At 44.4% G+C, this 26,599-nt stretch carries 33 protein-coding genes; 21 read left to right on the top strand and 12 right to left on the bottom strand.

Annotated elements, in window-relative coordinates; all coding sequences use genetic code 11:
• Positions 1-1,060 precede the first annotated feature (1,060 nt).
• The 4 genes from NYR52_RS08825 (at position 1,061) to NYR52_RS08810 (ending at position 3,969) form a co-directional block, all read left to right on the top strand.
• Positions 1,061-1,918, top strand: coding sequence for a cytochrome c oxidase assembly protein (locus NYR52_RS08825; protein ID WP_022738183.1), 858 nt, complete (start codon positions 1,061-1,063; stop codon positions 1,916-1,918).
• Between the two features lie 17 nt (positions 1,919-1,935).
• Positions 1,936-2,265, top strand: a complete 330-nt coding sequence (locus NYR52_RS08820) for a c-type cytochrome (protein ID WP_259435472.1) — start codon at positions 1,936-1,938, stop codon at positions 2,263-2,265.
• A gap of 101 nt (positions 2,266-2,366) precedes the next feature.
• Positions 2,367-3,218 (top strand): hypothetical protein, encoded by an 852-nt coding sequence (locus NYR52_RS08815; RefSeq protein WP_259435471.1) that lies wholly within the window; start codon positions 2,367-2,369, stop codon positions 3,216-3,218.
• On the top strand, positions 3,211-3,969 hold the full coding sequence (locus NYR52_RS08810) for a glycosyltransferase family 2 protein (RefSeq protein WP_132220576.1): 759 nt from the start codon (positions 3,211-3,213) through the stop codon (positions 3,967-3,969). The genes NYR52_RS08815 and NYR52_RS08810 overlap by 8 nt, the downstream gene beginning before the upstream one ends.
• Positions 3,970-4,025: 56 nt before the next feature.
• Here NYR52_RS08810 and NYR52_RS08805 read toward each other — a convergent pair whose 3' ends face one another.
• The 3 genes from NYR52_RS08805 to NYR52_RS08795 all read right to left on the bottom strand — a co-directional run bounded on the left by NYR52_RS08805 (position 4,026) and on the right by NYR52_RS08795 (position 6,537).
• Positions 4,026-4,583 (bottom strand): hypothetical protein, encoded by a 558-nt coding sequence (locus NYR52_RS08805; protein WP_132220574.1) that lies wholly within the window; start codon positions 4,581-4,583, stop codon positions 4,026-4,028.
• Between the two features lie 158 nt (positions 4,584-4,741).
• Positions 4,742-5,635, bottom strand: coding sequence for a DMT family transporter (locus tag NYR52_RS08800; protein ID WP_259435470.1), 894 nt, complete (start codon positions 5,633-5,635; stop codon positions 4,742-4,744).
• A 113-nt stretch (positions 5,636-5,748) separates the two neighbouring features.
• Positions 5,749-6,537 (bottom strand): PHP domain-containing protein, encoded by a 789-nt coding sequence (locus NYR52_RS08795; RefSeq protein ID WP_054096305.1) that lies wholly within the window; start codon positions 6,535-6,537, stop codon positions 5,749-5,751.
• A gap of 187 nt (positions 6,538-6,724) precedes the next feature.
• Here NYR52_RS08795 and NYR52_RS08790 point away from each other — a divergent pair, with 187 nt between their 5' ends.
• Positions 6,725-7,108, top strand: coding sequence for a hypothetical protein (locus NYR52_RS08790; RefSeq protein ID WP_022738195.1), 384 nt, complete (start codon positions 6,725-6,727; stop codon positions 7,106-7,108).
• A gap of 78 nt (positions 7,109-7,186) precedes the next feature.
• On the opposite strand, the gene NYR52_RS08785 is transcribed toward NYR52_RS08790, so the two are convergent.
• On the bottom strand, positions 7,187-8,029 hold the full coding sequence (locus tag NYR52_RS08785) for a nucleotidyltransferase domain-containing protein (RefSeq protein WP_259435469.1): 843 nt from the start codon (positions 8,027-8,029) through the stop codon (positions 7,187-7,189).
• A gap of 189 nt (positions 8,030-8,218) precedes the next feature.
• On the opposite strand from NYR52_RS08785, the gene NYR52_RS08780 reads away from it, so the two are divergent.
• Positions 8,219-8,584: a hypothetical protein gene (locus NYR52_RS08780; RefSeq protein WP_259435468.1), complete on the top strand. Its 366-nt coding sequence runs from the start codon at positions 8,219-8,221 to the stop codon at positions 8,582-8,584.
• Here the strand turns inward: NYR52_RS08780 and NYR52_RS08775 are convergent.
• Positions 8,572-8,898 (bottom strand): transcriptional regulator, encoded by a 327-nt coding sequence (locus tag NYR52_RS08775; RefSeq protein WP_022738198.1) that lies wholly within the window; start codon positions 8,896-8,898, stop codon positions 8,572-8,574. The two genes, NYR52_RS08780 and NYR52_RS08775, sit on opposite strands and share 13 nt — an antisense overlap.
• A gap of 498 nt (positions 8,899-9,396) precedes the next feature.
• Between NYR52_RS08775 and NYR52_RS08770 the strand changes: the two genes are divergently transcribed.
• Positions 9,397-10,269 (top strand): cation diffusion facilitator family transporter, encoded by an 873-nt coding sequence (locus NYR52_RS08770; RefSeq protein ID WP_132221001.1) that lies wholly within the window; start codon positions 9,397-9,399, stop codon positions 10,267-10,269.
• Positions 10,270-10,405: 136 nt separating this feature from the next.
• Here NYR52_RS08770 and NYR52_RS08765 read toward each other — a convergent pair whose 3' ends face one another.
• Positions 10,406-10,585: a DUF896 domain-containing protein gene (locus NYR52_RS08765; RefSeq protein WP_022738201.1), complete on the bottom strand. Its 180-nt coding sequence runs from the start codon at positions 10,583-10,585 to the stop codon at positions 10,406-10,408.
• 81 nt (positions 10,586-10,666) lie between these two features.
• Between NYR52_RS08765 and NYR52_RS08760 the strand changes: the two genes are divergently transcribed.
• Positions 10,667-11,350: a YneB family resolvase-like protein gene (locus tag NYR52_RS08760; protein ID WP_132220562.1), complete on the top strand. Its 684-nt coding sequence runs from the start codon at positions 10,667-10,669 to the stop codon at positions 11,348-11,350.
• A complete protein-coding gene (locus NYR52_RS08755) occupies positions 11,347-12,420 on the top strand; it encodes a M42 family metallopeptidase (protein WP_132220560.1) in 1,074 nt (357 codons plus the stop codon). The genes NYR52_RS08760 and NYR52_RS08755 overlap by 4 nt, the downstream gene beginning before the upstream one ends.
• 39 nt (positions 12,421-12,459) lie before the next feature.
• Here the strand turns inward: NYR52_RS08755 and yunB are convergent, their stop codons facing one another.
• On the bottom strand, positions 12,460-13,275 hold the full coding sequence (gene yunB / locus NYR52_RS08750) for a sporulation protein YunB (protein ID WP_132220558.1): 816 nt from the start codon (positions 13,273-13,275) through the stop codon (positions 12,460-12,462).
• Between the two features lie 565 nt (positions 13,276-13,840).
• Between yunB and NYR52_RS08745 the strand changes: the two genes are divergently transcribed.
• Complete coding sequence (locus tag NYR52_RS08745; RefSeq protein ID WP_132220556.1) at positions 13,841-15,574, top strand: ABC transporter ATP-binding protein; 1,734 nt, start codon at positions 13,841-13,843, stop codon at positions 15,572-15,574.
• A 185-nt stretch (positions 15,575-15,759) separates the two neighbouring features.
• On the opposite strand, the gene NYR52_RS08740 is transcribed toward NYR52_RS08745, so the two are convergent.
• Positions 15,760-16,308 carry a flavodoxin family protein gene (locus NYR52_RS08740; protein WP_022738208.1) on the bottom strand — a complete coding sequence of 183 codons (549 nt, stop codon included), beginning with the start codon at positions 16,306-16,308 and terminating at the stop codon, positions 15,760-15,762.
• 273 nt (positions 16,309-16,581) lie between these two features.
• On the opposite strand from NYR52_RS08740, the gene NYR52_RS08735 reads away from it, so the two are divergent.
• On the top strand, positions 16,582-17,193 hold the full coding sequence (locus NYR52_RS08735; protein ID WP_022738209.1) for a TetR/AcrR family transcriptional regulator: 612 nt from the start codon (positions 16,582-16,584) through the stop codon (positions 17,191-17,193).
• 121 nt (positions 17,194-17,314) lie between these two features.
• Here the strand turns inward: NYR52_RS08735 and NYR52_RS08730 are convergent, their stop codons facing one another.
• Positions 17,315-17,671: a helix-turn-helix domain-containing protein gene (locus tag NYR52_RS08730; protein ID WP_022738210.1), complete on the bottom strand. Its 357-nt coding sequence runs from the start codon at positions 17,669-17,671 to the stop codon at positions 17,315-17,317.
• 336 nt (positions 17,672-18,007) lie between these two features.
• Between NYR52_RS08730 and NYR52_RS08725 the strand changes: the two genes are divergently transcribed.
• From NYR52_RS08725 to NYR52_RS08715, 3 genes are all read left to right on the top strand, one after another.
• Positions 18,008-18,682, top strand: coding sequence for a deoxynucleoside kinase (locus tag NYR52_RS08725; protein ID WP_259435467.1), 675 nt, complete (start codon positions 18,008-18,010; stop codon positions 18,680-18,682).
• Positions 18,683-18,904: 222 nt separating this feature from the next.
• Positions 18,905-19,456, top strand: a complete 552-nt coding sequence (locus tag NYR52_RS08720; RefSeq protein ID WP_259435466.1) for a S1 RNA-binding domain-containing protein — start codon at positions 18,905-18,907, stop codon at positions 19,454-19,456.
• Positions 19,443-19,700 carry a hypothetical protein gene (locus tag NYR52_RS08715; protein ID WP_132220546.1) on the top strand — a complete coding sequence of 86 codons (258 nt, stop codon included), beginning with the start codon at positions 19,443-19,445 and terminating at the stop codon, positions 19,698-19,700. The genes NYR52_RS08720 and NYR52_RS08715 overlap by 14 nt, the downstream gene beginning before the upstream one ends.
• Before the next feature lie 185 nt (positions 19,701-19,885).
• On the opposite strand, the gene NYR52_RS08710 is transcribed toward NYR52_RS08715, so the two are convergent.
• A complete protein-coding gene (locus NYR52_RS08710) occupies positions 19,886-20,701 on the bottom strand; it encodes a serine hydrolase (RefSeq protein ID WP_259435465.1) in 816 nt (271 codons plus the stop codon).
• A gap of 137 nt (positions 20,702-20,838) precedes the next feature.
• On the opposite strand from NYR52_RS08710, the gene NYR52_RS08705 reads away from it, so the two are divergent.
• Positions 20,839-21,819 carry a GAF domain-containing protein gene (locus tag NYR52_RS08705; RefSeq protein ID WP_022738216.1) on the top strand — a complete coding sequence of 327 codons (981 nt, stop codon included), beginning with the start codon at positions 20,839-20,841 and terminating at the stop codon, positions 21,817-21,819.
• The gene (locus tag NYR52_RS08700) at positions 21,791-21,976 is read left to right on the top strand and encodes a hypothetical protein (protein WP_022738218.1); all 186 of its coding nucleotides are present in this window, start codon (positions 21,791-21,793) and stop codon (positions 21,974-21,976) included. The genes NYR52_RS08705 and NYR52_RS08700 overlap by 29 nt, the downstream gene beginning before the upstream one ends.
• A gap of 41 nt (positions 21,977-22,017) precedes the next feature.
• Here NYR52_RS08700 and NYR52_RS08695 read toward each other — a convergent pair whose 3' ends face one another.
• Entirely contained in the window at positions 22,018-22,320 is a 303-nt protein-coding gene (locus NYR52_RS08695) for a DUF3817 domain-containing protein (protein WP_132220540.1), read from the bottom strand.
• Between the two features lie 288 nt (positions 22,321-22,608).
• On the opposite strand from NYR52_RS08695, the gene NYR52_RS08690 reads away from it, so the two are divergent.
• Positions 22,609-22,848 carry a sulfurtransferase TusA family protein gene (locus tag NYR52_RS08690; protein ID WP_132220538.1) on the top strand — a complete coding sequence of 80 codons (240 nt, stop codon included), beginning with the start codon at positions 22,609-22,611 and terminating at the stop codon, positions 22,846-22,848.
• Positions 22,849-22,851: 3 nt separating this feature from the next.
• A complete protein-coding gene (locus NYR52_RS08685) occupies positions 22,852-23,328 on the top strand; it encodes a DsrE/DsrF/DrsH-like family protein (protein WP_054096310.1) in 477 nt (158 codons plus the stop codon).
• Between the two features lie 27 nt (positions 23,329-23,355).
• On the opposite strand, the gene NYR52_RS08680 is transcribed toward NYR52_RS08685, so the two are convergent.
• Positions 23,356-23,610 carry a hypothetical protein gene (locus NYR52_RS08680; protein ID WP_259435464.1) on the bottom strand — a complete coding sequence of 85 codons (255 nt, stop codon included), beginning with the start codon at positions 23,608-23,610 and terminating at the stop codon, positions 23,356-23,358.
• Between the two features lie 437 nt (positions 23,611-24,047).
• On the opposite strand from NYR52_RS08680, the gene NYR52_RS08675 reads away from it, so the two are divergent.
• From NYR52_RS08675 to NYR52_RS08665, 3 genes are read left to right on the top strand one after another with little or no spacing between them, the layout of a single operon-like run.
• Entirely contained in the window at positions 24,048-24,803 is a 756-nt protein-coding gene (locus NYR52_RS08675; protein WP_259435463.1) for a GNAT family N-acetyltransferase, read from the top strand.
• Between the two features lie 2 nt (positions 24,804-24,805).
• Positions 24,806-25,720 carry a lysophospholipid acyltransferase family protein gene (locus NYR52_RS08670; RefSeq protein ID WP_259435462.1) on the top strand — a complete coding sequence of 305 codons (915 nt, stop codon included), beginning with the start codon at positions 24,806-24,808 and terminating at the stop codon, positions 25,718-25,720.
• Between the two features lie 19 nt (positions 25,721-25,739).
• Positions 25,740-26,219 (top strand): DedA family protein, encoded by a 480-nt coding sequence (locus tag NYR52_RS08665; RefSeq protein ID WP_158283253.1) that lies wholly within the window; start codon positions 25,740-25,742, stop codon positions 26,217-26,219.
• Positions 26,220-26,599 lie beyond the last annotated feature (380 nt).

Genomic DNA, 26,599 nt, shown 5'->3' with positions numbered 1-26,599 from the left:
CAAGTAGAATATGTTGCAGAATAGATGGATGAAAGCTAAATTTTCGAACTAACCACAACTACTCCGCGATTATGGTATAGAGAAATGGATAATTGAGGGTCAATCTTATTAAGGCTTGAGATAAACGATCTGTACACACGGCTTCAATTAGAAAGGGATATGCAGGAATGCAGTGGCTTTCATCGCGGGGGTAGGGGGCGTAGCATCCATCTGCTAGGCAATGCATGTTTGAGTTGAATTAGGGTATTAGACGGCCGAGATCTGTTATAGAAAGCTTAAGCGTAATAAAAAGCGCTCATATTTCCATTGGCGTAAACAAGTTTGCTACACAAACAAAACGAATTTAAAAATAAAACTCAATCAGCATCAAATAACCCTTTCTCTATATAGAAGTCAACTTTTTATTTTTTCTTGACCCTCACGCATGCGTGATACCCCATAATTCTGAGCTACATGCAATTCAGGTGACAGGTCAACTTCGTGCCGAATAAGAGCGAGAAATTTTAGAGCAGCCTCCCGATGCTCGGAAGTGACAATCCGCGATTGCTTAAGGATAGAATGGCTACAAGACATCCACTTGAACATGGACAAGTCTCCTTCAGATGCCAGAATGTAGTAATTCGCTGGGTTATTGCATTTTCCAAGGGAATGTAGAACTGATGGACAAATATTGGAATCTAATCAAACCTAAACAGCAACTTGTGATTCAATCCGCCATGTTTTTGTTTGAGGCTGATATTTGCTGGCAGATGTCACAATGGTTATTGTCAATCAAGGGGGGACGGGCTTTTTTTTAAGATATCTCTGGAGTCAGTCGGTATCGAAATATGTGGGTTCTGATCATGATACATGGGATCATTAACACGCCTCCCCATTTGCTTTTGGAGTGATGGAACATGTTAAACATGAATATGCAGATGGGATGATTGGCATCTTAACTGAAATATATTCTTGAATCTTTTGGCTTTAGTCACATCACCTTCACATTTTGCAAAAAGGCGAAACCGGTCAAGATATGGTATGATGGCATTGAATATGATTGGGACGGAGGTTTTGTTCCATGTCAAGTCAAGAGTTCTTTCAGGTGTATGGGTATTGGAGCAACTGGGATTACAAATTGAACCTTGTATTCCTGGCGATCGGAATACTGTACGTTTGGTTAACGGGCCCGTTTAGAAAGCGTTTCAAAGATGCGGAACCGGTGCCCGGATGGAAGAAGTTCTGTTTTCTCAGCGGATTGATTATTTATTTCTTTGCGTTGGGAAGTCCGCTTAATCTGATGGCGCATGAATTGTTCAGCATGCACATGATGCAAATGTCGCTTTTATATTTTGCTGTGCCGCCTTTGCTGCTGTTGGGCATGCCTGCTTACTTATTGCGGCCTGTCGTCAAACTGAAAGTCGTGCGCGGCATCATCCGTTTCTTCACCAAACCGTTATTCTCTGTGTTTTTCTTTAACGGGTTGATATCTTTTTATCACGTGCCGGTGGTTTTTGACAAGATCATGAAAGAACACCTATTGCACAACCTATCGCACGGTATCTTGTTGTTTGCAGCATTATGCATGTGGTGGCCGATCATCGGACCAATTCCGGAATGGGATCGCATCAAACCGATTCCCAAATTGGGGTTAATCTTCGCTAACGGCATTTTGCTCACTCCGGCTTGTGCGATGATTACTTTCACTGACATTGTCTTGTTCCAATCTTATATGGAGATGTCACAAGTCTTTCCGGTGATGAGTCCCATTCACGATCAGCAGCTGGGTGGCGTCATCATGAAGATCATGCAGGAGATCGTTTATATCACGGCGATCGGCTTGGTGTTCCTTAAATGGCTTCGACAAGAAAGAGCCAAAGATGAAGCTGAATTGCGTGAGTGGCAACAACAGAACCAGATGAAGCTTAGAGAATCTTGATAGTGGTGGTGTAACGCATGCACAAGGTTGGAAGCGCCACTCTGGCGTGCTTGGTTTTGCTTCTCGCCACAACGGCTTGCCAAAACGCAGAGGCCCCAGGCCAAGGGGCGTCGTCGACGACTGAAACAGCAGGGCCGCAAGATATTTACCAGCGGCACTGTGCCAACTGCCATGGCGGGAACTTACAAGGTGGATTTGGCCCAGCATTGAAGAAAGTGGGGGTCAAATACGACAAAGATGAGATTCTCCAGATCATTAAAAAGGGAAAAGGCAATATGCCGTCACAAGACTATGTGAGCAAACAAGATCAAGCCACCTTGGCTCAATGGTTATCCGAACAAAAATAAAAGCAAGGCATCCGCAAAATGGATGCCTTGCTTTTTTGCTTCGTGACCGATTTATGCCAAAGAGAATATAGTAAAGTTAAAAATGAATATGGAGTTCGCTTATGACAGATCAACAGCAACTTGTCTGCCAACACAGTTTGTCTTCATTGTTGCCTGAACCGTGTTGTGCGCGATTTCCGATACTGTCCGAACAAAGAGAGGGACGCACGTTTCTGCTCAATCCGACTGTTGAAGAGTTGTGTTCCTTGTCCAAACACCATAATCCGATCATTGCTTATGACCTATTGCCATCCCCAGACGCATATCCGTTCTTGCGTGAACGTACCGTGTGGGTTCCTTCCTATGCTTTTCGGCATCATTTCAAACTGCGACAAATCTCGGCCGATGTGAGATATCCTGTTCCCCGCGCCGTTCCTTTTTTGATTCAACATAAAAAAAAGATGAAACAGCATTTGGGTGCATTAGGACAAAAGGTGTTATGGATAGATGATCGCTTAATACCGCATGCAGAGAAAACAGCTCTTTTGGACACATTGCGGCTGATATGCCGTTTGTCACCTCAATTGAAGGTCATGTGGGTTACTGATCGGAAAGAAACCAAACACCAGCACATCCGGTTTGTTCCTCCTGGCAAAGCGGATCAACTTGCGTTGTGGCAGGGAGCAGATCTCACATTGACAATGGGTTCAGCCGAGTGTTCATTTGCAGCTTTCCATGTGCAATGTCTCCATGCTGGCATTGTCGTGTTAACGGATGACCAGGGAGACCATGGAGAGTGGATTCGTCACCAATATACCGGTTTGGTGCTCAATCCCAAATTCCTCCACAAAGAACTGCGGCATTATTTGCCGATGTTGATGAACCATCCCGATCGGCTGTTCGGACTTAAAAAAAACGGGCAAGCAATGGTGAAAAAGACCTTGAAAACAAGCGAGGCGACTGGCAATGTGTAAGCCTTGTATAGCTAGCGTAATTATGCCCACCAAAAACCGTTGGGAAAGTGCATGGCGGTGCATTCATAACCTTAGCCGCTATACCGAAGAGCGTTATGAGATCATATTGGTTGATAATGCTTCAGATTTTATCCCGGATTATATCTTGAAACGAGATGACCTTTATTTTATTCGCAATGGATGGGACAGAGGAGAAGTGGCAGCCATCAACCAAGGGATGAAAAAAGCATCGGGTGAATACATCGTCTGGTTGAAGCAGAGGGCAGTGCCCTCACATCGTTGGTTGACCCAGATGATTAGAGTGCTTAAAGAGACACCCGCGGCCGGCATGGTCGGACCGATGACCAATCGGGGATTGGAAGAGCAACGTTTGCCTGTTCCATTTCAAGCGCTAAGCAAAATCCATCGCTTCAGCAACCAATACAACCACAGTGACCCGCGTCACTGGAAAGAAGTGTCCCGCCTCCAATCTTTTTGTTGTGTCTTGCCGCGGGCTGTCGTGGAAGAAGTGGGTGAATTGGATGAGTGGTTTGGCATGGGAAGCCATGAAGTGGATGATTATGGCGTTCGGCTCAAACAAGCCGGGTATCGGTTGGTGGTAGCAGGAGATACGTATGTTCATCAGTTCCGCGATACAGAAAAAAACAAAGGGGACTTGCGTGAAAGAAAAAAGAGGGAATCGCAAAACCGACGGTACTTCATACACAAATGGGGAAGTGATGTGTTTGAAGCGGCTGACGCAAGAAAGTGAAGAGAGAACCATCCGTCGGATGAAGTAAAAGTGCGCGAAAAAGAAACGATCCACTTTTAAATGCGTACGCTGGATTCTTCCAGCATCTTTTTTATGGTGTGATATGCAGAGGACAGAGCGGGGAGATCGCCGTAACGGATGATCAGATGGCATGGTTTTTGTTGCCCACGTATTTTATAGCAGACATTGGTGTTGAACTTATGAGATGCAGTCGGGACATGTTGCCAGAGCCACAGGATGTCTTCCTGCATATAGTCAAGCGAAGTGACAAAACCTATTCCGCAGTATTCCAAATATACTTTGCACTCATCCACACCCTCATGGTGCATGATCGACACGTAATATTCTACCGCTCGGGGCGGAAACCCCAGCGCCAATCCCACTTCCCGATGGTAAGCAGGGGAGTCAGGAGGGAGGAGGTGTGTTTGTTTTAAAAAACGGCGTTTGTTGGTCTCCGTTTGAAAATATAAGAGCTGGTCCATCTGATGCAGGCGGACACCGACACTTGGATAAGAAGCCAACTTCAATGATTCAACCGCATGATACGTTTGGTAGTGTGGATTGGTGAGCAAGGCTGGTTTAAAACCGCGCAAAAAAGACTCAATATCTTTCATGCCACGTGCTCCTTTCGCTGTGTGAAAAGATTCAACCTCAAATATTTATACCCTCATTCCGAATTTCCTTTTCATCGTTTTCAATTTTTGTAATTAAAAGGAGTTGAATATCAGTGTAGTAAAAAGCCTTAGCCGCACGGGAACTAAGGCTTTTCGACTTAAGCTACATGATCGTCTGTCGCTTTTTTTCGCTTGAACATTGGTAAGTTGGAGAAGAAGAGGACACTAACCAAGATGAGAAACATCCCGATGACGGTACCTGTTGTTATCGGCTCATTCAGAAACATCATGCCCCAGATCACACCAAAGGCTGGCACCAGCATGGTTACATAATTGGTTTGTGTCGGCCCGACATCCCGAAGCAACCGAAAATACAGCAAGTAGGCGAACGCAGTGGATAAGATCGCCAATGCCATGATGGAGAGAGTGACGGGAAGGGATGGGAGGTTAGCAGGGACATCCAGGGTTGCAAAAGGCAGGATGCACACTGTGGCTCCCAATAACTGCCCGATTGACAGAGATAAGGGCGATACGTCAAACGTTTTTTTGGCGTAGGTCGAGCCCAAGCCGTAAAAAAGCGCGGCGAGAAGCGAAGCGGAAATAGCCAAGACAGTGACCAAGTTTAATTCCATGGGTGACCAACCGACAAGAACACAGACACCAACAAAGCCAATCAGAAGTCCCAAAACCTTCTGAACAGTAAACATTTCCTTTAACCACACTCGCGCGACCACCGCAGTGAACAGGGGAGTTGTTGCGTTTAAAATGGCGGCGAATGAGGAGGTGATATGGACTTCAGCGTAAGAAATCAAGACAAAGGGAAGGGCTGTGTTCATGAGACCAAGCAAATAATACTTTGCATGATCTTTCTTTATAGTAAAGGGAATCTTCAATAAAAAAGCATAAGCAAGCAGGGTCAATAAGGCGATTCCCACGCGCAACCAAACCAAAAAGACAGGCCCCACCTCTGAGACCGCCACACGGATGTATAGAAAAGAAGCCCCCCACAATGCGGCTAGCGCCAATAGGATTCCTAAGTTTTTTAAGCTCATCTCAGTCTAACCTTTCTGTACACGAAATGTCTTTCTTTTATAGTGTAATCAAAACCGTAGTCTCTTTACAGGGGGAAAATAAAAAAACGGGTCCAAGCCTGGTAGGTCCAGATTTATATCAAAAAGCGCCCCAAAGGGTGGGCGTCATGGTGAAAATCGGAACCGCCTGTGACGAAGAGATGATGTTTCTCAGCGAGGCGAATCAGCTTGTTGACATCCCGTGGACGGTGTTCGCGGTGCCAGACTTCGAGGCCGTCCAACCCCAATGTGATCATCTCTTCAATATGGGTCGGGTTTTTAAAACAATAAGGGTGGGCGAGGACGGCGACTCCACCAGCGTTATGAATCATCTGGATGCCCTCTTCTAACGAAAGCCCTGTCAAATCAACGCAAGCGGGTCGACCGTCACCTAAGTAATGCCGAAAAACATCACGCACACTGTAGAGATAGCCTTTGGCAACGATCGCTTTTGCAATATGGGGGCGGGTGATAACACCGTCGCCGCTGTATTGGCGAACATCTTCCATGGTGATTGGCATGTTGAACTGGCGGAATTTATCAATAATGCGTCTGGCCCGTTCGTTCCGGTCTTCATGGAGAATGCGTAACCGCTGTTGCATTTGGTGTAAATCCCGCAAGTTATAACCCAATACATCCACATTATATTTTCGCCAACGCGTACGGATCTCCACACCAGGAATCACGGTCAGCGAGGCGGATTGGCTGGCTGCCATCGCTTCAGCAACACCGGCCACTGTATCGTGATCGGTGATGGCGATGGTTTGCAAGCCCATCGCAGATGCTTTTTTCACCATTTCAGCGGGTGTAAACACGCCATCTGAAGCACAAGTGTGAATATGCAGGTCGAATGTTCCAAGTTCAAGATCATTGATGATGTTCATTATAGCCTCCTTTGGCATCTCATCAATCAGTCACTTTCGCCCTGAATCTCTTCTTGTTTTCATCCCACATTCCTTCTGGGATGTTGCTACGATGAAGATTGGATTTTTTTACAAAAACAGCAGGAATGGATAAGAAGGTGATTGTATATTACTCTCAACAAAACAATGATCGGTGTGATGTTGTCATATGAAAACAAGAGAGATGCTCCCAGGACACTTGCTTTACGATATTTTCGACTCTGACCTGTCCGTCGACTATCTGATTGAATCGTATGAGGAGTGGCGGCAAAATTGGCGCCAGGTGCCGCATTTTGTTTCTGATTCTTTGGAATGGATTGCCGCCAAATACGGGTTTGATCAACACAGGATGGAAGATGAGAGAGAAACGGTTCTTGAGTTGATCAAGGAAGAATATCCCGAAGTGTGGGCATATCTCCATCCCGGTGGCTCATTTAGCAAGTATCATTATGACTATGCCCGTTCTGCTTACTGGTGCCGCTACCGATTGCGTCAATTGTGCTTATCAGAGGAGATACGTGACGAAACCAGCGTAGATGAATCCGAAAAGTGAGAGCAACGGCAATGTTGGCACACCTACGCATTTCTTTGAAAAATGACTTGAGAACCCTTTTTGGGGGACTCAAGTCTTTCATTTGCTTTGAATAATCTTTTCTGTTTCGGCGACTAGATCCCGGAGCATATCGGCTGCTTGCTGTATCTGGGTTTCATCTTTGGAGAGCAGGGTAAAAATCTGATCTACTCTTTTTTTATAGTCAACAGGCTTGATTGCAAACTGATCAACCATCATGACTGCTTTCTTCTCATTGATGCAATATTGTTTGTTCTTGGCAAACAAAACTTGATTCAAACTAGAAATCGCGCGGAAGCAATGTCCAGCAACATAAGCAAGGTCATCCTGATATACAGCTTTATCCACAAACATCAGGGAAAAAGATGCTTCGAAAAAAAAACATTTTATGATGGCTTCTTGCAGAGTTTCTGGGTAAGGCTGGGTTTTCGCCTTTAATGCCGCAAGTTGATTTGTCGGGTCGGCAAGAATTTTACAAAGAGACACTTCCCCCATATACATGACATTGAGATACGCGTGAGGATGGCCTGTCTGATAATGAGCTGTAACGGAACCCTTCAGACAATCATCGATGACCTGAGAGACTCTGTTTATATCACGCAAGATAAAGTCAACATGATACCCTTGGATGATGAGCCAACCGCCAGCATTGACCCATGGTCCCCAGCCTCCTAAAGGCGTAATTAAGTTTGTTCTGTGTTCATCATCAAGTTCTTTTGCAATTTCGTTCAACCGAGCCACGTCAAATCCTGCTGATTCATCATAATAAATGCCGATGTCTATATCAGAGTCTGGCCGATGAGTGCCGCGCGCTCTTGATCCTCCTAACACCACTCCGATGATCCCGGGAACCCCTTCTAATTTTCTCGTCACATTATTAATGATTTTTTGAACAGGAGTCATCTTTGTTTCAACTTCCTTTCTAAACCTATTGGCGGATGCTGGTCTAACATCTGAAATCAGCAACAGGCGTTCTAGCCAACCGCCACGAAAAACTTTGTTTTGACATCGTTTTGTCAGATTTTGCCGGCAGGATTCTGTCACGTAAATGTTAAAAAATAACAAAAACAGGCGAGTAGAAAGGGAAGGGTTATGAGTATAGATATTAGTCTCCAAACGTTTAAACGGGTCGAAGAAAACGCCTTGGCGGCACTAAGGAAAGGAATGACGCCCAAAGATGGCTTGCGCCGAGCCCATGCGGCCATCATGGCAGAGGGATTGAGCCAACGGGAAGTAGACTTCTTGTTCAACTGGATCGTCAATTGCATTCTTACTGCGGATGCACGTAAATTAATTATGAATGAAGGGCATCGTCCGGAAATTAAAGAGAAATTTCGTCGCGAGCTGGGAATCGCTTGGCAAGATATACCGATCGGGCAGGACTTATCTATTAACAAACAGTCATTTCCCCGTCTCAAACGCTATTATCTGGCGGATGAATTTCCTCATTCTTTCTGATGCCATTCACGCACCGTTTCGCGAATGCGGTCCAATTGTTCCCAATATCTGGCGATTGCCGTTTTGCCATCATGGGTGATACGGATGGTGGTGTGGGGGATCTTTTTGCGGACGAATTGTTTGCTGATATCCACGTAACCGGCCCGTTCCAATTTGGACAGATGGGATGAAAGATTGCCTTTGGTCAGTCCGGTTAATTCTTGCAAAAACAGAAATTCTGCCATGGTGCAAGCCTCAAGCGCACTCATGATCGCCAACCGGGCAGGCTCGTGAATCAATTTATCCAATCGGGTCATTTCTTTAAATGGCATCATCGAAAACCAACTCCAATATCACAAATTGATTTATATATGTAACTAGTTTGTATTATAAACACAAATGCATCCAATGCAAAGCCCTGCCCACAAAAGTACGGCAAAAAACTTCCTTTGGGATTTATGTGATCAGTCTGCTTGGCAAGCGTGTGGATTCATTTTCTTTGGAACAACGGAAAGACAAAAAGGACTCGTTGTCTATATGGCCATGGAGTCCTTTTTTATTTTTTTCTTTTCTAAGGTAGAAAATAAGAATCATAAAAAATTATAGTAGCAAGAACCCTCCACAATCGTATCTTTGAACGTCCAATGTGATCAGTTCCACCTGTTTTAATAATCCGTTCAAGCTGAAGACTTCTTTATTAATTTTACCATGGGGAGCCAATGCATGAGGTACAAACCATTAGCCAAAACATGATCCAATCCCGTTTAAAATTCGACCCAAAAGCGAACAGTAAAAGATGGGTGAAGAAAGTGAAAATATGGCTAAACTCGCCAATGGTAGCGGCTGCGATCGGTTTGGCAAGCAATGTTGCACTGACGGTTTTAAAGTTTGGGGTTGGATTTGTGTTCCGGAGTCCATCGTTGATTGCCGACGGAGCTCATAATGCGGCCGATGTGATTGCGTCGGCAGCGACATTAGGTTCGATGCGGGTGTCCAAGCAACCGGCAGATGAAGAACATCCCTATGGGCATGGGAAAGCGGAGGTTATCGCATCTGGCGTTGTTGCAGTTATTTTGTTTATTATCGGGCTTTATATGATTTATCACTCCATCGCTTCGCTGTTTGAGCCCGCTGTTGAAGCGCATTGGTTATCCTTTGCAGCTGCAGTGCTGTCATTGGTCTGGAAACAGGTTCTTTACATTTACACCATTCGCATCGGGCGCAAGGAGAACAGCAAAGCATTAATCGCCACCGCCTATGACCATTTGTCTGATGTATACGCTTCCCTCGCCGCAGTGATCGGGATTGGTGCGGCCATTGCTGGTCAACTATATGGTCTCCCTTTTGCGCAATACGGGGATCCACTGGCCAGCATTGTAGTCTCTTTATTGATTATCAAAATCGCCATTGATATGGGTCGGGAATCCATGGGGATTTTGATGGAGAGAAACCTGCCGGAAGAAAAAATCAAAGAATACTCTCAAATTATTTTAAACGTCCCCCATGTCAAACGGATTGACCGCATCCGGGCTAGAGAACACGGACACTATACAATTGTGGATGTGCGGGTGGGGCTTCCCGGCGAGTTGTCGATCCAGGAAGGGCATGATACTGCACGGAAAATCAAACAGGCGTTGATGGCGCATGATGGGGAAATACAAGAAGTTCTCATCCACCTGAACCCCTGGTATGACACGGATGCATAGAGTCTGGAAACCCAGGCTCTTTTTGCGTTGAAGGCCAAAAAAAAGCAGAGTATGGTCACTCTGCTTTCCACTGCCGCGCTGACTTAACCATTTGTTCGTCAACGTGACATGCGATATAATTGAATCGTTTACCAAATTATTGTTGATCTTCGACAAAACGAATGTTGGATAATTGCTGTTTTACTTGTCCGCGGATGGCTCCCAAGTAAATTTTATATAACTTCTGTTGTTCTTTTCGCTCTAATTCCGTAAGCCCGACCGTTTTCTTTTTACGAGCCAATTCATTGATTCTATTAATTAATTGTTGATCGATCATTCATATCACTCCTTCTAACCCACTTTACCTAAATCGATGTGGATTTGCAAGATTGTGAGAGGATGGTAGCGAGAAGTAAAGATGAAAGCGATCATTTATGCGCGTGTCAGTACAAAGAAGGAAGAGCAGGAAACGAGTTTGGAGCGGCAAGTCCTTGATCTGGAGCAATGGGCAGAAGAGTTGTCTGTTGATGTCGTGCGGGTCATTTCTGAGCAATACAGTGGGTTTGACCTTAACCGGCCCGGTTTGCACGAGCTATTTGACACGTTGAAACAAGAAAAAGTCGAGGCTGTCCTTATTCAAGACGATACGCGACTAGGACGGGGAGAAGCGAAATTGGCCATTATCCATCAGCTCTATCGGTCTGGTTGCAAGATTTACTCACTGCAACAGCGTGGGGAGCTGGAATTGGATGCCGGCGAATCGACGGTATTGTCAATCATAGCCAAAGTGGAAGAATTGCAACGGAAAATGATGAATCAGAAGATCAGTTGGGGCATGCGGCGCGCAGTGAGAGAGAAGGGATTCAATCCAGCCAAGAATCTCAAGAACCAAGGATTGGGCGGACGCGAAAAGAAAGAAGTACCGCTGGAGCAAATCGTGGCGTTAAAGGAGAAAAAGCTTACCTATGAGGAGATCGCGGCCACGTTAAAAGGGTTTGGATATGATGTTTCACGGGCAACCGTACATCGGAGATATCGGGAATGGAAAAAATCTCAAGAAGAAAAATTGCAAAATTCACTTGAAATGGAGGAGTCCCGATGAGCACCATCAACTGGGAACGATACAAAGTTTTGACACAAACGCCGGGTGCTCCCGGCTTTGAACAAGCTATGCGGAAAGTGATGCGTACATACATATCCGAAGTGACCGAAGAGATTGTACAGGATCGGCTAGGGGGCATCTATGGCGTAAAACGCGGTGCGGAAGAAGGACCCAACATCCTGTTTGCCGGGCACATGGATGAAGTTGCTTTCATGATTACCCGCATCACTACGGACGGCTTTTTGAAGTTCCAACCCCTAGGTGGCTGGTGGTCCCAAGTGTTGCTTGCTCAACGAGTCGATGTGATCACTCGGGATGGAAAACGGATACCAGGGGTGATCGGTTCTGTGCCTCCCCATTTGCTGAGTGACGAGCAGCGCAACAAAGTAGTGGACGTCAATCAAATGTTTATCGATATCGGCGCAACCAGCGAAGAGGATGTGAAAGAGTGGGGGATCCGCCTTGGGGATGTTGTCGTGCCCCACTGTCCATTTGTGGAAATGGAAGGCGGCAAACGAGTAATGAGCAAGGCGTGGGATAACCGCTTTGGTTGTGGATTGGTATTGGAAGTACTGGAAGAGTTGGCACGGACGGATCATCCCAACACGGTGTACGCCGGGGCGACGGTTCAGGAAGAAGTCGGTTTGCGCGGGGCCGGAGTGGCTGCGGAAATGATCCAGCCTGATGTGTTTTTAGCTGTTGATTCCGGTCCGGCGGGCGACACCCCGGGCGTGAGCGACGGATTTGGTAAAATCGGGGGCGGAGTGGTCATCCGCATTTACGATCGGTCCATGATTACTTCACCGGGTATGCGGGACTTTTTGTTGGACACCGCAGAGTCTGAGCAAATTCCTTATCAATTCTTTGTATCTCAAGGAGGCACTGATGCCGGACGGGTGCATCAATCAGGGATTGGCATTCCCTCTGCGGCGATTGGCATTTGTGCGCGCTACATTCATTCCCATGCGTCGATTGTTGACAAAGAAGATGTTGAAGCGGCTAAAGCGTTTGCCTTGGCATTGATCAAACGACTCGATCAGACGACATTCAAAACGATTTTGGATCGGTGAAAAAGCGAAAAAGCAGATGGGTTATGCCCATCTGCTTTTTTAGTTCGGGATGAGCGGGATGGGTTTGGTCTTGGTTCCGTCCGGCATGATGCTCGGTACTTCACCCACCACCAACTCCCGAATAATGGGATAGTCATATTTGACAGTGAAGTGTTCTTTGGCAAATGGCAATAAGGTGGCGATTTCGATTTCTGCATGAATCAAGATGTTTACCAACGTTGTATTAATCCCCGATTGCTCCACTTTGGTCGTCAGCGTGACATGGGGAGACCCTTCAATCCAGATATCCAAAGGGATATTCGGCCCAAAATCGGATAAAATGCTGCTTTCAGCGATCTTCCCCAACGAGATGTGAAGCTCACGGTCTTGGGAATCTTTCAATTCATGCAAGATACGGTCGGTCAGAATTTGGTATATCTTGCCTTCTGCGTGGCTGTCAAAACTGATGCCGGCAATCCGGCCTTGTTGGTCTTTATGCATAAATGCGACTTGTTTTTTTTCTTTACTCAGTGCAGCCTGCACATCTGCGACGCCTTTTAAAAACGCTTCCTCAACGATTTTCTTCGCTTCCGTCTTGGCAATCGTCGATAACGTCGTATCATATTTAACTTCAATGAACCATATTGGAAAGATGATGATGGCCGCACAAATCAGAAGAAGAAAAATCAGCTTCATCTTCGGACCGCACTGAATCATGCGGTAGGGAAGACCCGCAGCCGACGGTGGGGAAGGAGCCCGGAGAGGGGCGAACCCCGATACTCGGCGCAAGCGGATCGGTGGTGTGAAACGCTTGATCCATTGGACCAAAGACAATGGCCAAGGTCGTTTATAGACCAACCGACGCCGTTTTAACATGACAGCCCCCCCTCGGCATTAAAGATGAATACTTTATATGTATTATGAACCTTCCGGAAAAAGAAGACGTGAAGCGGCGATTTCATCCAAGAATCGGCTGCTTCGTCGACAATATCGAGAACAAATGCTTCCTTGGGAAGACTGCGAGCTTCTCATTCCTAAATACTGCAAGTATAATGCTTTGGTTGCAAACGCGGTTATTTTCCAAACGTCGTAGATTTGACCGCTGTCGGCAGTTAAGACGAGAAGGTTCTTACGAAATATATTAAGCGATGTGGCGATTGCATCATTAATTTATAGGAACCACCCCAATCTTTGGATGTGAAGTTAGAATAAGATAGATATTTCTTATTATTATTTATGCTATAAATTGATGGAATAATGATGTTTACTCCTTATTAAACTAAATTTAAAATGAAAGTATTAACGAACAAGGAGGGGCAATTCTCATGAAAACCATGACAAATCAAACCGTACAAACATATAAGGGTGGAACATCTTCTTAGTTATAAATGGTGTACCCCTTATATGTGTTTGTTTAAATAACACAAAAAAGGGGTAAATCATGCGTTTTCCAGTAAAAAAATTTTTCTCATATTACAAACCGTACTTAACGTTGTTTCTTTCGGTATTGGCCTGCGCCTTTATCGTATCTGCTGTGACTTTGGTATTTCCATTACTCGTTCGATATATAACAAAAGATGTTCTGGAAGGAGACTTATCCACTGCGCTAAGTGAAGTGTACTGGATTGGTGGGTTGATGCTTGTTTTAGTCGTCATCCAGAATATTGGAAACTACTTTGTAGACTACAAAGGTCATGAACTCGGCGCTCGTATGGAAAGGGATATGCGTAGCGAGTTGTTCGCGCACATGCAGAAGCTTTCCTTAAGTTTTTACGATAAGGAAAAGACAGGTCGGCTCATGTCTCGAATAACGAACGACCTGCTTTTGCTTTCCGAACTCTATCATCATGGTCCAGAAGACTACGTCAAGTATCTCGCCCGTTTTATTGGAGCATTTGTTATTTTGTTCTATATTAACGCCCCCTTAACAATCGCTGTGTTCTGTTTTTTACCATTTTTAGGTTCCTTTACATTATATTTTAATAAAAAGTTGAATAAGGCATTAAGAAGAAACAAAGAGCGAATCGGGGACGTAAACGCACAGGTAGAGGATAGTCTTTCAGGAATCCGCGTGGTAAAATCGTTTGCCAACGAGCACGTAGAGATTGAGAAGTTTAACCGAGAAAACAATCGTTTCCTTGATAGCCGAAAGAATACGTACAAGGCGGAAGCGTATTTTTTCAATGGTGTTGAAGCGTTTATCCAACTGATTACGATCACGGTGATTATCTTAGGTAGTGCTAGCATTGTGAATAACACTTTAGAGTTAGCTGATTTGATTACTTTCTTACTGTATATCAACTTTATGATCGAACCAATTCAACGACTGACTCATATGAGCACGCAGTTTCAAGAAGGAATCACTGGCTTTCAGCGCTTTATGGAAATCATGAATCTGAAGCCAGCAATCGAAAACAAACAGAATGCCATAACTTTGTCAGAGGTACATGGCGAGATTGAGTTCAAGCAAGTTTCCTTCCGTTACGAAGACCATTTGGACAATGTTTTAGTAAACCTGTCGCTTCGTATACAACCGGGAGAGTACGTTGCGTTAGTTGGTCCGTCTGGTGTGGGAAAAACTACATTATGCTCGCTCATCCCTCGCTTTTATGATGTGACAGATGGGGAGGTGTTACTAGACGGGATCAACGTTCGCGATATCGACCTGCAGTCATTAAGAAATAACATCGGTATTGTACAGCAAGATGTTTACCTTTTTGCGGGAACGGTGATGGAAAATATCCGCTACGGAAATCCAGCGGCGAGCGATGAAGAGATTATTACGGCAGCCAAGCGCGCCAATGCCCATGACTTTATTATGAGTTTGCCAAACGGTTACCACTCCGAGATCGGACAAAGAGGTGTCAACTTGTCTGGTGGTCAAAAGCAGCGACTAAGCATTGCTCGCGTATTCTTAAAAAATCCACCCGTTCTTATTTTAGATGAGGCAACGAGCGCGCTAGATAACGAAAGTGAAAGCATCGTCAAGAAATCACTAGAATCGTTAGCAAGAGGACGTACGACCCTCGTTATTGCCCATCGCCTTTCCACCATCCGCAATGCCCAACGAATTATTGTACTAACGAAAGATGGAATTGTGGAACAAGGTACGCACGATGAGTTACTTGCGCGCGATGGAGTGTATACACACCTGTATTCCAAACAGTTTGATTAAAGTTGGAAACTACTTAAGAAAAGGGATTTTTACGCTTTATTAACCTCATGAACGCTTGGAGGATATTGCGAAAAATGCGGTTGCATGTACATCAGAAGTGGGGCAGAGAGTGATCACAGCGTAAAAAGCTGGCACACAACATAAGCCCACCCATTCTCTGGGTGGGCTTATGCCGCGCAATTTTATCAGACGCTCATATTTTTGAGAGTTTGGTTGAGATGGTCTACTTCATGCAAAGCGACTTTGTCATTTAACACTTCGCCAGGCTTGGTACCCCGCCCGATGACATAACCGGCAAATTTCATATTCATAAATTCAAATATGTACTGGAATTGCTGAACCAAGGGCAGCCCTTTAATTTTGGCAGACTCCCCGCCGGAGATAATCACATAAGCGGGCTTGTCCTTCATTGCGCCTTTAAAATCGTATGCCGGATTGCGTAGGCTTTGCGACCAGCGATCCACAAAATTTTTCATGTGACCAGACATGCCATACCAGTATAGCGGCGTACTGAAGACGAGGATATCGCTGTTCATGACTTGTTGGATCACATCTTCATAATCATCATCGACCGGCTCAAATCCATGTTCTGTATGGCGTTGGTCACGGATCGGGCGAATGTCTTTGTCTCGCAAGGTGATCCATTCCACATCAAGCCCATCGCACAACCGCCGTGCAAGAGTCTCTGCATTCCCATTGTCACGGGAGCTACCTAAAATAACGGATATTTTCATCACAATCCCCCTTTTCTCAGATTCGACGAATGTTCCCGGTTAGTATATCATATATGAAGTTGGAGCAGAAACCGGCCGGTGGAACCGAACCCCATTTCTGATTTGCTTCACTTATGACTTTCGTTCATTTGTATCCGAATTCGATGTTTCACACCTCTTTCAGGTTGAAAAGAAACTGTGTGTTTGGTACGCTTTCTTTACAGGATGCCTATTTATCAAAATCAATATATAATAGTATTTATTCGCTCAATTCGAATACGATTGGAGGCTCGCATGAAATATTCCACAGGAAAAGAAACGAAAAGAAAAATCATTGAAACCGCATTCCGGTTGATGGCCGATAAAGGATTTGATGCGCTAAGCATTGATGAGATTATGAAACAAATCGGCAGAACCAAAGGCTCTTTCTACGTTCATTTCAAAAGCAAAGAAGAAATGTTGTATGAATTGATGAGAACCCGTTTGGACCGCGGGTATGGGCATATGGCGGCTGAAATTAAAGAGGAATTGTTTCTCGACAATTGTAATGTGCGGGCCATCTTGGAAAAAGTGACCACCAAAATTTACGCCAGCCTTGGTGACGATCCATTGACATGGACGGCCACCTTTTATCAGTTGGTCATATATTCCCGCAAAGACGAAACGGTTCGGGAATGGCTAGAACTGAACTTTAACCAATGGTCGGAATTCCTCCATATGATCGTTGAAAGAGGCCAGGAGATGGGGCAAATCCGTTCTGATATGGATACTCAAACCATCACCAACCTGTTGATGGGAATTGTGTTGGGGTACGAGATCCTTTACATGCTCAAACCCCAGGTCAATATGACCGAGGTTCTCAAGATCCACGACTGGTTGTTTGTCAGCAAGCCATCCGCTGAATAAAACGGCATCTAGAAAACCTAGCAATTCGATTCTTGCTAGGTTTTCTTTATCTCAACCGTTGTTAGACCGAGCAGTCAATTAACACTACTTCTTTAAATAAATAAAGCAACTTTCTTCAGACTTATTCCTTTCTCTGTTGTTTCGCTAATTGATATTCTTTTTTTCGTTTTTTAGATTTTTCCTCTTCTTCTTTAAGTCGTTTGGCTATTTCTTCTCTATGTTTTTGAATTTCTTCTTCACTCTCTTCAAATGTATACAACTCATCAGTAGAAACACCTAAAATTTTTGCCATTCTGTACAATGTATCCATTCTGGGATAAGCAGTATTGCTTGTCCACATGGTTACTTGCTGTTTCACTACACCCAAGGCGATGGCTAAATTCGTTTTGGTAGGCTTCACTTTGTTTCCATTTAAATCAAGCATAAATCCTTCGTATTTCTTTTTAGCTAAGATTAAATCTAAATTACATTTTAACATGTTTTTTCACCTCTATGATTTTTGTCTTCGTTTCATATTATAAACTTACGGTCAGTATTTGTAAAATATTAAATTAACATAATGTACCTAATTTGGCGCACAATTGCGCGTTTTTTTGCCGCGATAATTGATAAAAATAAAAATCTTATATATATTTCATGTTTGGAGATAAGATGCAATGATGCAGTAGTCTGACGGTCACGTAAAAAATTCCCCCTGGCGCCATTGCTTCCATTGATGGTATGATCTATAAGTTGCTTGGATTCATTCGTTATGATAATAACTGATATAAGCAATACAACCCGATATGAGCAAGTTAGCTTAGAGGTGAACTAGATGGTGGGGAGTGACGAACTAGTGATCGTAGTCGGCGGGATGATTGGGCTGGGGAAAACCAGTGTTGCGACATTGTTGGGCGAGGCCTTGAACAGTAAAGTGTTTTATGAATCAGTTGACGATAATCCGTTGCTTCCTTTGTTGTATACTGCATCAGAGGAAGAAAGTGAGCGCATGCGCTATCCGTTTTTGTTGCAATTGCATTTTTTGGATACGCGTTTTAAGGCCATCAAACGAGCCTTAACCGATAAGAAAAACGTTTTGGATCGTAGCATTTATGAGGATTGGTACTTCGCGAAGACCCTGAACGAGTTAGGCCGTATCAATGATTTGGAATTCCATGCGTATGAGCGTCTGTTGGACAATATGTTGGAGGAGATCGAAGGAATGCCCAAAAAGGCACCTGACCTGATGGTTTACCTGAGCGCTTCTTTTGAAACGGTACTGACTCGGATTGGCATGCGCGGACGTGATTTTGAACAGGATCCCAGCTTGGTGGACTATTATCACACACTGTGGTCCGGGTATGATGACTGGGTTCATCACCATTACAAAGCTTCAGAGGTGTTGGTGGTGAACATGGACGAAATTGATGTGGTGAACAATGAGCAGGATGCTGAATTTGTCGTTACTGAAGTGAAGAAGAGATTGAACAAAATGGGTATCATCGTTTAATTTAATTAGTCATGCATACGGCCAAGGTCTTTGCAATCGCTACCCCTTGCAGAAGCCTTGGCCGTTGTATTAATTGTTGAATAACCTTTTACCGCGGAAGGTAGTATTTGTAATCACCGCAGATGGCCTGGATTTGTTTGAAAAAAACAGAATTGCCCACTGTTACGAAAGTCGTCCTTTCTTATATAATGATAAGTACCACAAAAAACGGAGGAGAGAAGAATGGGCATCGACGAGAGGATTTCACAATATTTAAACAAAACCAGCCGTAAACATGCCGTCCCTTATGAAGAAGGTGAAATGGTACCCGTCCGCGTCACGAAGTTGGTTGATTATGGTGCATTTGTGGTGACTAAGGATCAACATCTTGTGCCAGGCTTGATTCATATATCGCAAATCCCCCCCGGTTTTAATCTGGAAGTGAACGACTTGTTAGAGGCCCAAGTGAAACAGATCAAGGATGACAACAAATTGGAATTGTCATTGATCCATTTGGCGGAAAGAGAGGAGACTCCCTTCGCCGTGCTTAAAGAGATGAAAGACAAATTGCCTGAAAAAGAACTGCCTAAAGAGGAAATTGATGACATCATCGAATTTTTTTCCAAAGAATTCGGATTAGTGTCAGATAATTCAAAGAAGAAAATTCAGGAATTGGTTAAACGAATGGGCGTTTTCCACTTTACCATTACCATGATGAAAGCGCTTCCGGGTTTTAAGCGAGACTTGGTATACCATTTTTTGAAAGAAGTAGAACAGGCAGGTGATTGTCTTTAACCAACGTTTCTTTCATTTTTCGCGCCATCTGCGTAAACGTTTGGAAGAGAGGTTGGGAAAAAATTTAACTGGCCAAGAGATCGAACGACTGATACATGAAAGCATTGTGTTATTGCAGACGGATCGGCACTTGTACCTTTATCACCCTGATGAGGATATTCGTTTTCCATGCGTCAAAGATGGAGAGCGGTGGGTGATCAAATCGGTTTTGGTGAAAGGCATGTGGATGGAAGCAAAAGATTAGGCCGGGAGACATGTAACAGATGGTCTGAATAACTAGATCATCCATAATGAACTATAAGTTGATGTGAATACTTTAAATCAAGTAGTAGTCAGGAGGTGATGATGCCTTACTTTCCATTGGTGCTGATACAGGACTCGATGCGCCGTTTATTGCAATGAGCGGCGCATCGATTTGTATTGGGGGGATTAATCGGATGCAAGGCATGCCTCATATACCAAACGAGCCAATTGTTTCATTTGTTGTTGCGCTTGCTCGTATTCACACTCCTCACTCAGCGCAACCATCACCATCGCCCGTGACTTAGTATATAAAATACCAGCATCATGCAACGTTTGAGTGACCATCCCGGTCTTGTGGGCCAACTCCCATTCCGGTAACCAGCCGATGATATCCCTGTGCTGACTTGGCAGTCCCGTCGGAAAACAGTCTCGGAGTTGCTGTTTTTTTAAGATTTCGACCATTTGTCTGCTGGCGTATTGCGATACTGCCTTACCCAGCGCGATGTGGCGAAAGCATTGGGCAACATCCGCTGCGGTAATCATGTTCAGGCCAACTGGCGCCGCTGGTACGATCATCAACTTGTTGTAAAAGGTACTTTGTCGCATACCAAGTTCATCCATGGTTTCACGGATCGTTTCCGTCCCCAACAGATCAATCAGGATATTGGTGGCGGTGTTGTCGCTTTGAATTATCATCAGTGTGGTCAAGTCTTGCACCGAGAGGCGCAGCCCTGGTGACAGATGTTGCAGAACGCCTGTTCCTCCCACTTGATCTTCGGCCGTCAAGATGATCTCATCAGCCAATGCCAAACGACCTAGAAACGCCTGCTTATAAACGGCGACCATGATGGGAACTTTTATGATGCTTGCCGCGTAAAATGATTTGGTTTCATTCCATACCCAAGTGGTACCGCTGGTTAAATCTTCGATCCAAACTCCCCAATTTCCAACGGTATTGCTCTTCCAATGCTCCAAATTCTGGATTAAACGGTTTGCAATCATTCCATTTTCACCTCTGCCACCTATTATCACATAAATAAAGGAAAATTTTTATTGTTGAAAAAATAAAATATTCGATATAATTGTTATAGGTCATCATTTGGATTGTAGTTTGATGCCATATGCTAAGGGGAGATAATATGGCGGAAGATTTAATCAGATTATTGGAGATATTGAATGACAGTTCGGGATGGTTTCTCAATTTCCTCGCATATATTGTTGCCGCTGGATTGGTTGTCATGATTATCATTCATCTTTATCGCTATGCCACCGGAAAAAATGATTGGATGGGACGTAACTTGGAAGAAACAGATCAAGGGGGGCAAGTAACATTAATCCAGTTGGAACGATGCCAGGAGGAAAATGATGAGCTTGAAAAGAAAGTTATTTTACTGGAGCAAGAAAGGAAAGAGTTGCTTGAATTGATCAAAGAAAAAGAGCTGGAGATAACCAAAGGGAAAAGACAGGTGAACAAACTGACTCAAGAAATCAATACACTCCGGCAACTGTATGAAGAATTGGATAACCGGTACGACGATGAGACTTACACGATGTCACAAATCATGTACACTGCGGATGAAATCGCTACCGCAATCGTGGAAGAAGAGCATTTTCGCCAAAACCGCGACGATATTTTCATGAATCTTCTGGATTATCTCGTCAATACGTTTAAGGGTTTCCGCGAGAAAAATCCACGTTGTATCATCCATGTCAAACATCCCGAAGAGGACTGCTTGATCCATTATGCCCATTCCAGTGGACACTCACATCGGGTCAAATTTTACCGCCCGCCGATTATCGGAAGTTCGGCAGGGAAGGCGTATCGCACGAATGAACTGTATTATGTCCCGGATGTGGAGAATTTGGAGTATGAATACGACCGCAAAGAGTTATCTCGCAAGGTGTATCGTACCATTTTGTGCGTCCCCATCAAGGCTGGTTCGCTGGATGGAAAAACAATCGGGGTGTTATCAGTCACGGGAACGCCCGTTGACGCATATGAGAAAATAGAAATCGAAAGAGCAATTCTTTTTGCTAGCCTGATTTATCCACTGATCCACATTGATTTGAACAAACGGAAGGAGACAGGTGATGAACCAGATTCAGAAGCTTCCGGTTGAAGAGCGCAGACGGTTAAACCGCCTTTATCGAAAAGGTTCCATCACAAGGAAACAGTTCATGCAATTGATGAAAAATGGTTTGTTTGATCATGAACGGCTCGAGATGAAGCGAAAATATCTGGAGTTCATCAAGCTGCATCGGGATGAATGGAGTTAATCATGGCAGATAAAAAGATGGGTGATTAGCTACCCATCTTTTTATCCTTCACGCGAATGGCTTTCCTTTAAGCGCTTGTCCAACACAAAGGTGCCAAATGGAATGACTGAAGCGATCAGCGCGCCGATGATTTGTTTCAGAGACCAGCGGTTCACAATGGCAACATGGCCTACAGCAACTATGAAGAGGACGAACAGCAATCCGTGCAATCCGCCGGTGATGGTGACGGCCACGGCATAGTCAGCCAAATATTTCATAGGCATGGCGATAAATAATAAAATGAGATAGGACATCCCTTCAAGAAAGCCAATGACACGCAATCGACCCAAAGGTTGTTTGAGCATACTATCACCCCAGCATTAAGTTAACCATAAAAGGTACCTGCCTTGATTGTGAAAATCTTAACAAACTGTGTCCCTTTTACCAAATCTAACTGAATGGTCAAAATTCGATTGACACACAATCCGAATTTTATTTATGATGATAATACCTGTATTATTTAAAAAAATTAAAAAACGATTCGATCCCGTTTAAGCCTAACGCGGATGGGTCAATCCGTTGCCTCATCTTACCAAACAAGGAGCTCTGTCAATATTTTGATGGAGATATTTTTAAAAGAAAGGATGCGCGATATGGAAGCAAATCATGTGCTTGATTGCAAAGGCTTGCAATGTCCCGTCCCCTTGATTCAAGCCAAGCGAGCGGTCGAGCGACTGTCCGTGAATGAAATTTTGGAGTTGCATACGTCTGATCCCGGTTCATTACAAGACATTCCGATGTGGGCTCGAGCAAATGGGCATACAATTGTTAAACAACAAACCGATGGCTCGACGTATCGCTTTTGGATCAAAAAAGGACGAAGAGAGGATTGACCCATGAACGGCAAAAAAACAACGATGGTTGTGTTTAGCGGTGATTTGGACAAGGCTTTGGCAGCCTTTATCATAGCTATCGGATCAGCAGCTATGGGAAATCAAGTGTCAATGTTTTTTACTTTTTGGGGTCTTAATATCATGCGAAAAGACCAAGTGGTCAACGTGAAAAAATCCTGGATGGACAAGACATTTGGCTGGCTTTTGCCACGCGGCCCTGAGAAGTTGGGGTTGTCCAAGCTTCACTTCGCCGGCTTGGGACCGATCATGATGCGAAGGGTTATGCAAAAGAAAAATGTTGCTACGTTGAACGAGTTAATCCAGATGGCATTGGAGTTGGATATTAAGCTGATCGCCTGCACCATGTCGATGGAAGTGCTAGGTATACAAAAGGAAGAGTTAATAGACGGCATGGAATTTGCCGGGGTGGCCACCTATATATCAGAGGCCAATGATGGTAACATCAATTTATTTATCTAAAGATGCAAGCTGTTACCTGTAGGCAGATCAATTGATGCAGTCCAGGCAATAATCCCATTCCTCAGCAGAACATCTTATATGCACTAAAGAACGGTCGGGGATGGAGATGGCGTTACTTTCCGACTGTTCCGAAATCCGCTCTAACCGCGCGCCATTCACATGCCGGAGGATGCGGATTGTTTCATGCGGGCGGATGAGGATATCGATCCGAAACAAAAAGGGTGGAGTGCCACAAGAGAGCGTCGCTTGTTCACCAGGGAGCAAACTGAATGAATGATTCATCGTGCCGCCTCCTCAATCTAAAATGAAACCTCCATTTAGCTTATCCTTACGCTGAATGGGGGTTGTTTATGTTCTGCAGCAGAAATGATCTGATTTTGATCGGAGGAAGAGCGCAACAGAAGGAAAGTGTTGTCATATAAATTTTCATTTTATTTATATATTTCAAAACAATGAATTTCACTAATAGAAACAATAGCAAATGTTGAATGTGTATTAATTCAATTAATAACACTCTTTCAAAATTCTGTTGATTCAAGGGATTCAAAGTTGGATTGCCCGCAGGTTAGCAGCATGGCCCTAAACATTTGACAACTCTCTTTACAAGAGGTTAACACATCTTTTAAGTATCCCCTAAAATCCATAACAAATATTTACAATCAACCAATATTGATTTGGTACAAAAGAGGAGAGTTGTGTTTAAGAAAAGAGGGGAAACCATGGATATGAAACCAAGCGCATTGATTGTCAAATTGGCGGAAACCGCCGAAGAGCTTGAGCAAGTATTTCGTTTGCGCTACCAGACGTTTGTTGAAGAAGGAAAACTTGCTTCCCTTGAGAATGAAGAGAGAATGGAAATGGATGAATATGACCCATTCTGTGACCACTTGATTGTTGTCGATACAGATCGTGGCAAGGTGGTTGGCACCTATCGTATGTTGCCAGGGGAAAAGGCAATACAATGCAATGGCTTCTACTCTGAAACGGAATTTGACTTAGCTTCCTTCGCTGCGTATAAGGCGGCCACCCTTGAAGTGGGACGCAGTTGCATTGATCGTGACTATCGGACAGGGCAGGTGATCCAGTTGTTATGGGCAGGCATCGCCGATTACATCAAAGAAAGCAGGCACAAATATGTGGTTGGCTGTGTGAGCGTACCGATTCATGAACCTCGGCAGATTAGCGAATTATACAGCATGTTGTGCCATGAAGGGGTCGTGACGGACCGTTATCGCATCCGTCCGCTTCCGAGCCATGCCATTGCTGGCCTCAAATGCTTAAACGCAACCGAATTTAATATGCGCGAGGTCTACCGAAACCTGCCTCCGTTGTTGAAAGGTTACAAATGGCTGGGTGCGGAGATTGCTGGCGAACCGATCTATGATCCCATCTTCCGTTCTACTGACTTTTTTGTTGTTTTGGAGACAGCCAAAATGACCAAAAGATACCAACGCCGCTTTATGGGAGGCGTGTAAGCATGTATAAATGGATTGCCAAAGTCACCATGGATGAGCATAGATTGACACGGCTGCAACGTTGGGGGAGTTTGCTCCCGAGATCATTATGCTATCCGTTTTTATGTTTGTTGGGCGACGCGGTTTATCTGCTGGCAGGAAAAGGGAGAGCCCATGTGTTGAACAACATGCGCCAACTTCTGCCCAGACAATCAGACCGAGATTTATCTCGGATGGGGAGGGAGTACTTCCAATCTGTCTTTGTTTCAATTTATGAAATTTTGATCGATTCTGGTAATCTGAGCGATTCAATCGACTGGCGGTTTCGGGTAGAAGGCGAAGAGATTCTTAAGCAGGTATTGGAACGAGGCAGAGGGGCGATTCTGCTCACTCCACACATGGGTAATTTTTTCTACTATTACTGGTACTTGTCGATGAAGTATCCATGCTTGACGGTCGTGACTGCCCAAAGCGAAGACATTCGTCCTTTCTATCTGTTATTTCAACGGTTGGGGTGCGATGGGCTAGATTACGACGAAACACCTCCTTTATTAATGATGAAAACACTCAAGGCGCATCTGAAGAAAAACGGCGTAGTATTCTTGCTTGGCGATTTTTATCGACCGCAATTTCCTGAATCGATCTTTTTCGGGAGAAAAACACGGACTCCCGGAGGAGCGGCGGTCATGTCGCTGGAGCAAAACATACCGGTTATTCCCTTTATGGGGTTCCGAGAACAAGGATTTCGCCATCGGCTTATGTTTCGAGAGCCCATTCATCTGTACAAAATGTTTGATCGCAAAGAGCGGGGGGAAGCGATCAATTTTTTGAACCGAGAGATGGAGAAGATGGTAAAAAACGCTCCAGGGCAGTGGTTTTATTGGTTTAATGCAGAGGAACGATGGGAAAAAGAAGAAGCCGCATCTGAAGCGAGTTGACATAAAGGAGCGATACGGTTTGACGGAAGCGTTAATTCTGGGTTGGGTGGCTTGCTACGGCTATCCGATATTGTTCATTATCTTGCTGCTCGGGATCATCGGGTTACCAATCCCGGACGAAGCCGTGCTATTTTATGCCGGGACACTGATCGCCAAAGGTGTTTTCTCTTTGTTGCCCACCTTTCTTTTATCAGTTGTTGCCGTATTGTTCGGATCACTGATCAACTATTTCCTGGCAGCTTTCGGTAAGCAGAAATTGTTTGCGGCCTTTCCCAAATGGCGCTTTTTGATCGGGAAATCAGAACGTTCACTTGAATTTATGCGCAAATATGGATTCTGGGGAATTCCTGTGTCATACTTCATTCCCGGTGTCCGCATAAGTGTCTCATACGGTGCTGGATTGTTGAAATTAAACCGTTCTCAATATTTGATCGGATCCTTGTGTGGTTCCGTCGCATGGGTCGGGGTGTACTTGTTAACCGGATATGGTATCAGCTAATGTCAGTCAGAAGGGGCCGTAAGGCTCCTTTTTTATGCACGGGGAGAGATTGTTTGATACAACAACGGTCTGGAGAGTGCGCAATATGCTATTGAAATTTTTTTATTTCATTTCTCAATACTATAGTTAACTTTTTCTAATGAGATAGAAAGGGTTGGATGAGAAATATGTAGGATAAAACCATCAGATTTGCATAAATCATTACACAACGTAACAAAATATTTGTTTTGTAACGTTGTGTAGGGGTATTTTTGGTGAAAACAAGCCATTTATCCGGCATCTACCCCCTATTATTTGGTAAATTCCCGCTGTTTACCAGGTGTTTTCTGTATGTTGAGTCGTATGCTTCTCGTAATCCAAACCGACGATGCTCATAAAAA

The organism is Laceyella sacchari, assembly GCF_024927925.1.
Taxonomy (GTDB): Bacteria; Bacillota; Bacilli; order Thermoactinomycetales; family Thermoactinomycetaceae; genus Laceyella; species Laceyella sacchari.
This window is presented reverse-complemented; position numbering and strand designations above follow the sequence as displayed.

What these genes read in the sequence shown, in the direction of transcription:
- NYR52_RS08825 (WP_022738183.1), top strand. Translation starts at nt 1,061, where the DNA reads ATGTCAAGTCAAGAGTTCTTTCAGGTGTATGGGTATTGGAGCAACTGG.
- NYR52_RS08820 (WP_259435472.1), top strand. Translation starts at nt 1,936, where the DNA reads ATGCACAAGGTTGGAAGCGCCACTCTGGCGTGCTTGGTTTTGCTTCTC.
- NYR52_RS08815 (WP_259435471.1), top strand. Translation starts at nt 2,367, where the DNA reads ATGACAGATCAACAGCAACTTGTCTGCCAACACAGTTTGTCTTCATTG.
- NYR52_RS08810 (WP_132220576.1), top strand. Translation starts at nt 3,211, where the DNA reads ATGTGTAAGCCTTGTATAGCTAGCGTAATTATGCCCACCAAAAACCGT.
- NYR52_RS08805 (WP_132220574.1), bottom strand. Translation starts at nt 4,583, where the DNA reads ATGAAAGATATTGAGTCTTTTTTGCGCGGTTTTAAACCAGCCTTGCTC.
- NYR52_RS08800 (WP_259435470.1), bottom strand. Translation starts at nt 5,635, where the DNA reads ATGAGCTTAAAAAACTTAGGAATCCTATTGGCGCTAGCCGCATTGTGG.
- NYR52_RS08795 (WP_054096305.1), bottom strand. Translation starts at nt 6,537, where the DNA reads ATGAACATCATCAATGATCTTGAACTTGGAACATTCGACCTGCATATT.
- NYR52_RS08790 (WP_022738195.1), top strand. Translation starts at nt 6,725, where the DNA reads ATGAAAACAAGAGAGATGCTCCCAGGACACTTGCTTTACGATATTTTC.
- NYR52_RS08785 (WP_259435469.1), bottom strand. Translation starts at nt 8,029, where the DNA reads ATGACTCCTGTTCAAAAAATCATTAATAATGTGACGAGAAAATTAGAA.
- NYR52_RS08780 (WP_259435468.1), top strand. Translation starts at nt 8,219, where the DNA reads ATGAGTATAGATATTAGTCTCCAAACGTTTAAACGGGTCGAAGAAAAC.
- NYR52_RS08775 (WP_022738198.1), bottom strand. Translation starts at nt 8,898, where the DNA reads ATGATGCCATTTAAAGAAATGACCCGATTGGATAAATTGATTCACGAG.
- NYR52_RS08770 (WP_132221001.1), top strand. Translation starts at nt 9,397, where the DNA reads ATGGTAGCGGCTGCGATCGGTTTGGCAAGCAATGTTGCACTGACGGTT.
- NYR52_RS08765 (WP_022738201.1), bottom strand. Translation starts at nt 10,585, where the DNA reads ATGATCGATCAACAATTAATTAATAGAATCAATGAATTGGCTCGTAAA.
- NYR52_RS08760 (WP_132220562.1), top strand. Translation starts at nt 10,667, where the DNA reads ATGAAAGCGATCATTTATGCGCGTGTCAGTACAAAGAAGGAAGAGCAG.
- NYR52_RS08755 (WP_132220560.1), top strand. Translation starts at nt 11,347, where the DNA reads ATGAGCACCATCAACTGGGAACGATACAAAGTTTTGACACAAACGCCG.
- yunB (WP_132220558.1), bottom strand. Translation starts at nt 13,275, where the DNA reads ATGTTAAAACGGCGTCGGTTGGTCTATAAACGACCTTGGCCATTGTCT.
- NYR52_RS08745 (WP_132220556.1), top strand. Translation starts at nt 13,841, where the DNA reads ATGCGTTTTCCAGTAAAAAAATTTTTCTCATATTACAAACCGTACTTA.
- NYR52_RS08740 (WP_022738208.1), bottom strand. Translation starts at nt 16,308, where the DNA reads ATGAAAATATCCGTTATTTTAGGTAGCTCCCGTGACAATGGGAATGCA.
- NYR52_RS08735 (WP_022738209.1), top strand. Translation starts at nt 16,582, where the DNA reads ATGAAATATTCCACAGGAAAAGAAACGAAAAGAAAAATCATTGAAACC.
- NYR52_RS08730 (WP_022738210.1), bottom strand. Translation starts at nt 17,671, where the DNA reads ATGTTAAAATGTAATTTAGATTTAATCTTAGCTAAAAAGAAATACGAA.
- NYR52_RS08725 (WP_259435467.1), top strand. Translation starts at nt 18,008, where the DNA reads ATGGTGGGGAGTGACGAACTAGTGATCGTAGTCGGCGGGATGATTGGG.
- NYR52_RS08720 (WP_259435466.1), top strand. Translation starts at nt 18,905, where the DNA reads ATGGGCATCGACGAGAGGATTTCACAATATTTAAACAAAACCAGCCGT.
- NYR52_RS08710 (WP_259435465.1), bottom strand. Translation starts at nt 20,701, where the DNA reads ATGATTGCAAACCGTTTAATCCAGAATTTGGAGCATTGGAAGAGCAAT.
- NYR52_RS08705 (WP_022738216.1), top strand. Translation starts at nt 20,839, where the DNA reads ATGGCGGAAGATTTAATCAGATTATTGGAGATATTGAATGACAGTTCG.
- NYR52_RS08700 (WP_022738218.1), top strand. Translation starts at nt 21,791, where the DNA reads ATGAACCAGATTCAGAAGCTTCCGGTTGAAGAGCGCAGACGGTTAAAC.
- NYR52_RS08695 (WP_132220540.1), bottom strand. Translation starts at nt 22,320, where the DNA reads ATGCTCAAACAACCTTTGGGTCGATTGCGTGTCATTGGCTTTCTTGAA.
- NYR52_RS08690 (WP_132220538.1), top strand. Translation starts at nt 22,609, where the DNA reads ATGGAAGCAAATCATGTGCTTGATTGCAAAGGCTTGCAATGTCCCGTC.
- NYR52_RS08685 (WP_054096310.1), top strand. Translation starts at nt 22,852, where the DNA reads ATGAACGGCAAAAAAACAACGATGGTTGTGTTTAGCGGTGATTTGGAC.
- NYR52_RS08680 (WP_259435464.1), bottom strand. Translation starts at nt 23,610, where the DNA reads ATGAATCATTCATTCAGTTTGCTCCCTGGTGAACAAGCGACGCTCTCT.
- NYR52_RS08675 (WP_259435463.1), top strand. Translation starts at nt 24,048, where the DNA reads ATGGATATGAAACCAAGCGCATTGATTGTCAAATTGGCGGAAACCGCC.
- NYR52_RS08670 (WP_259435462.1), top strand. Translation starts at nt 24,806, where the DNA reads ATGTATAAATGGATTGCCAAAGTCACCATGGATGAGCATAGATTGACA.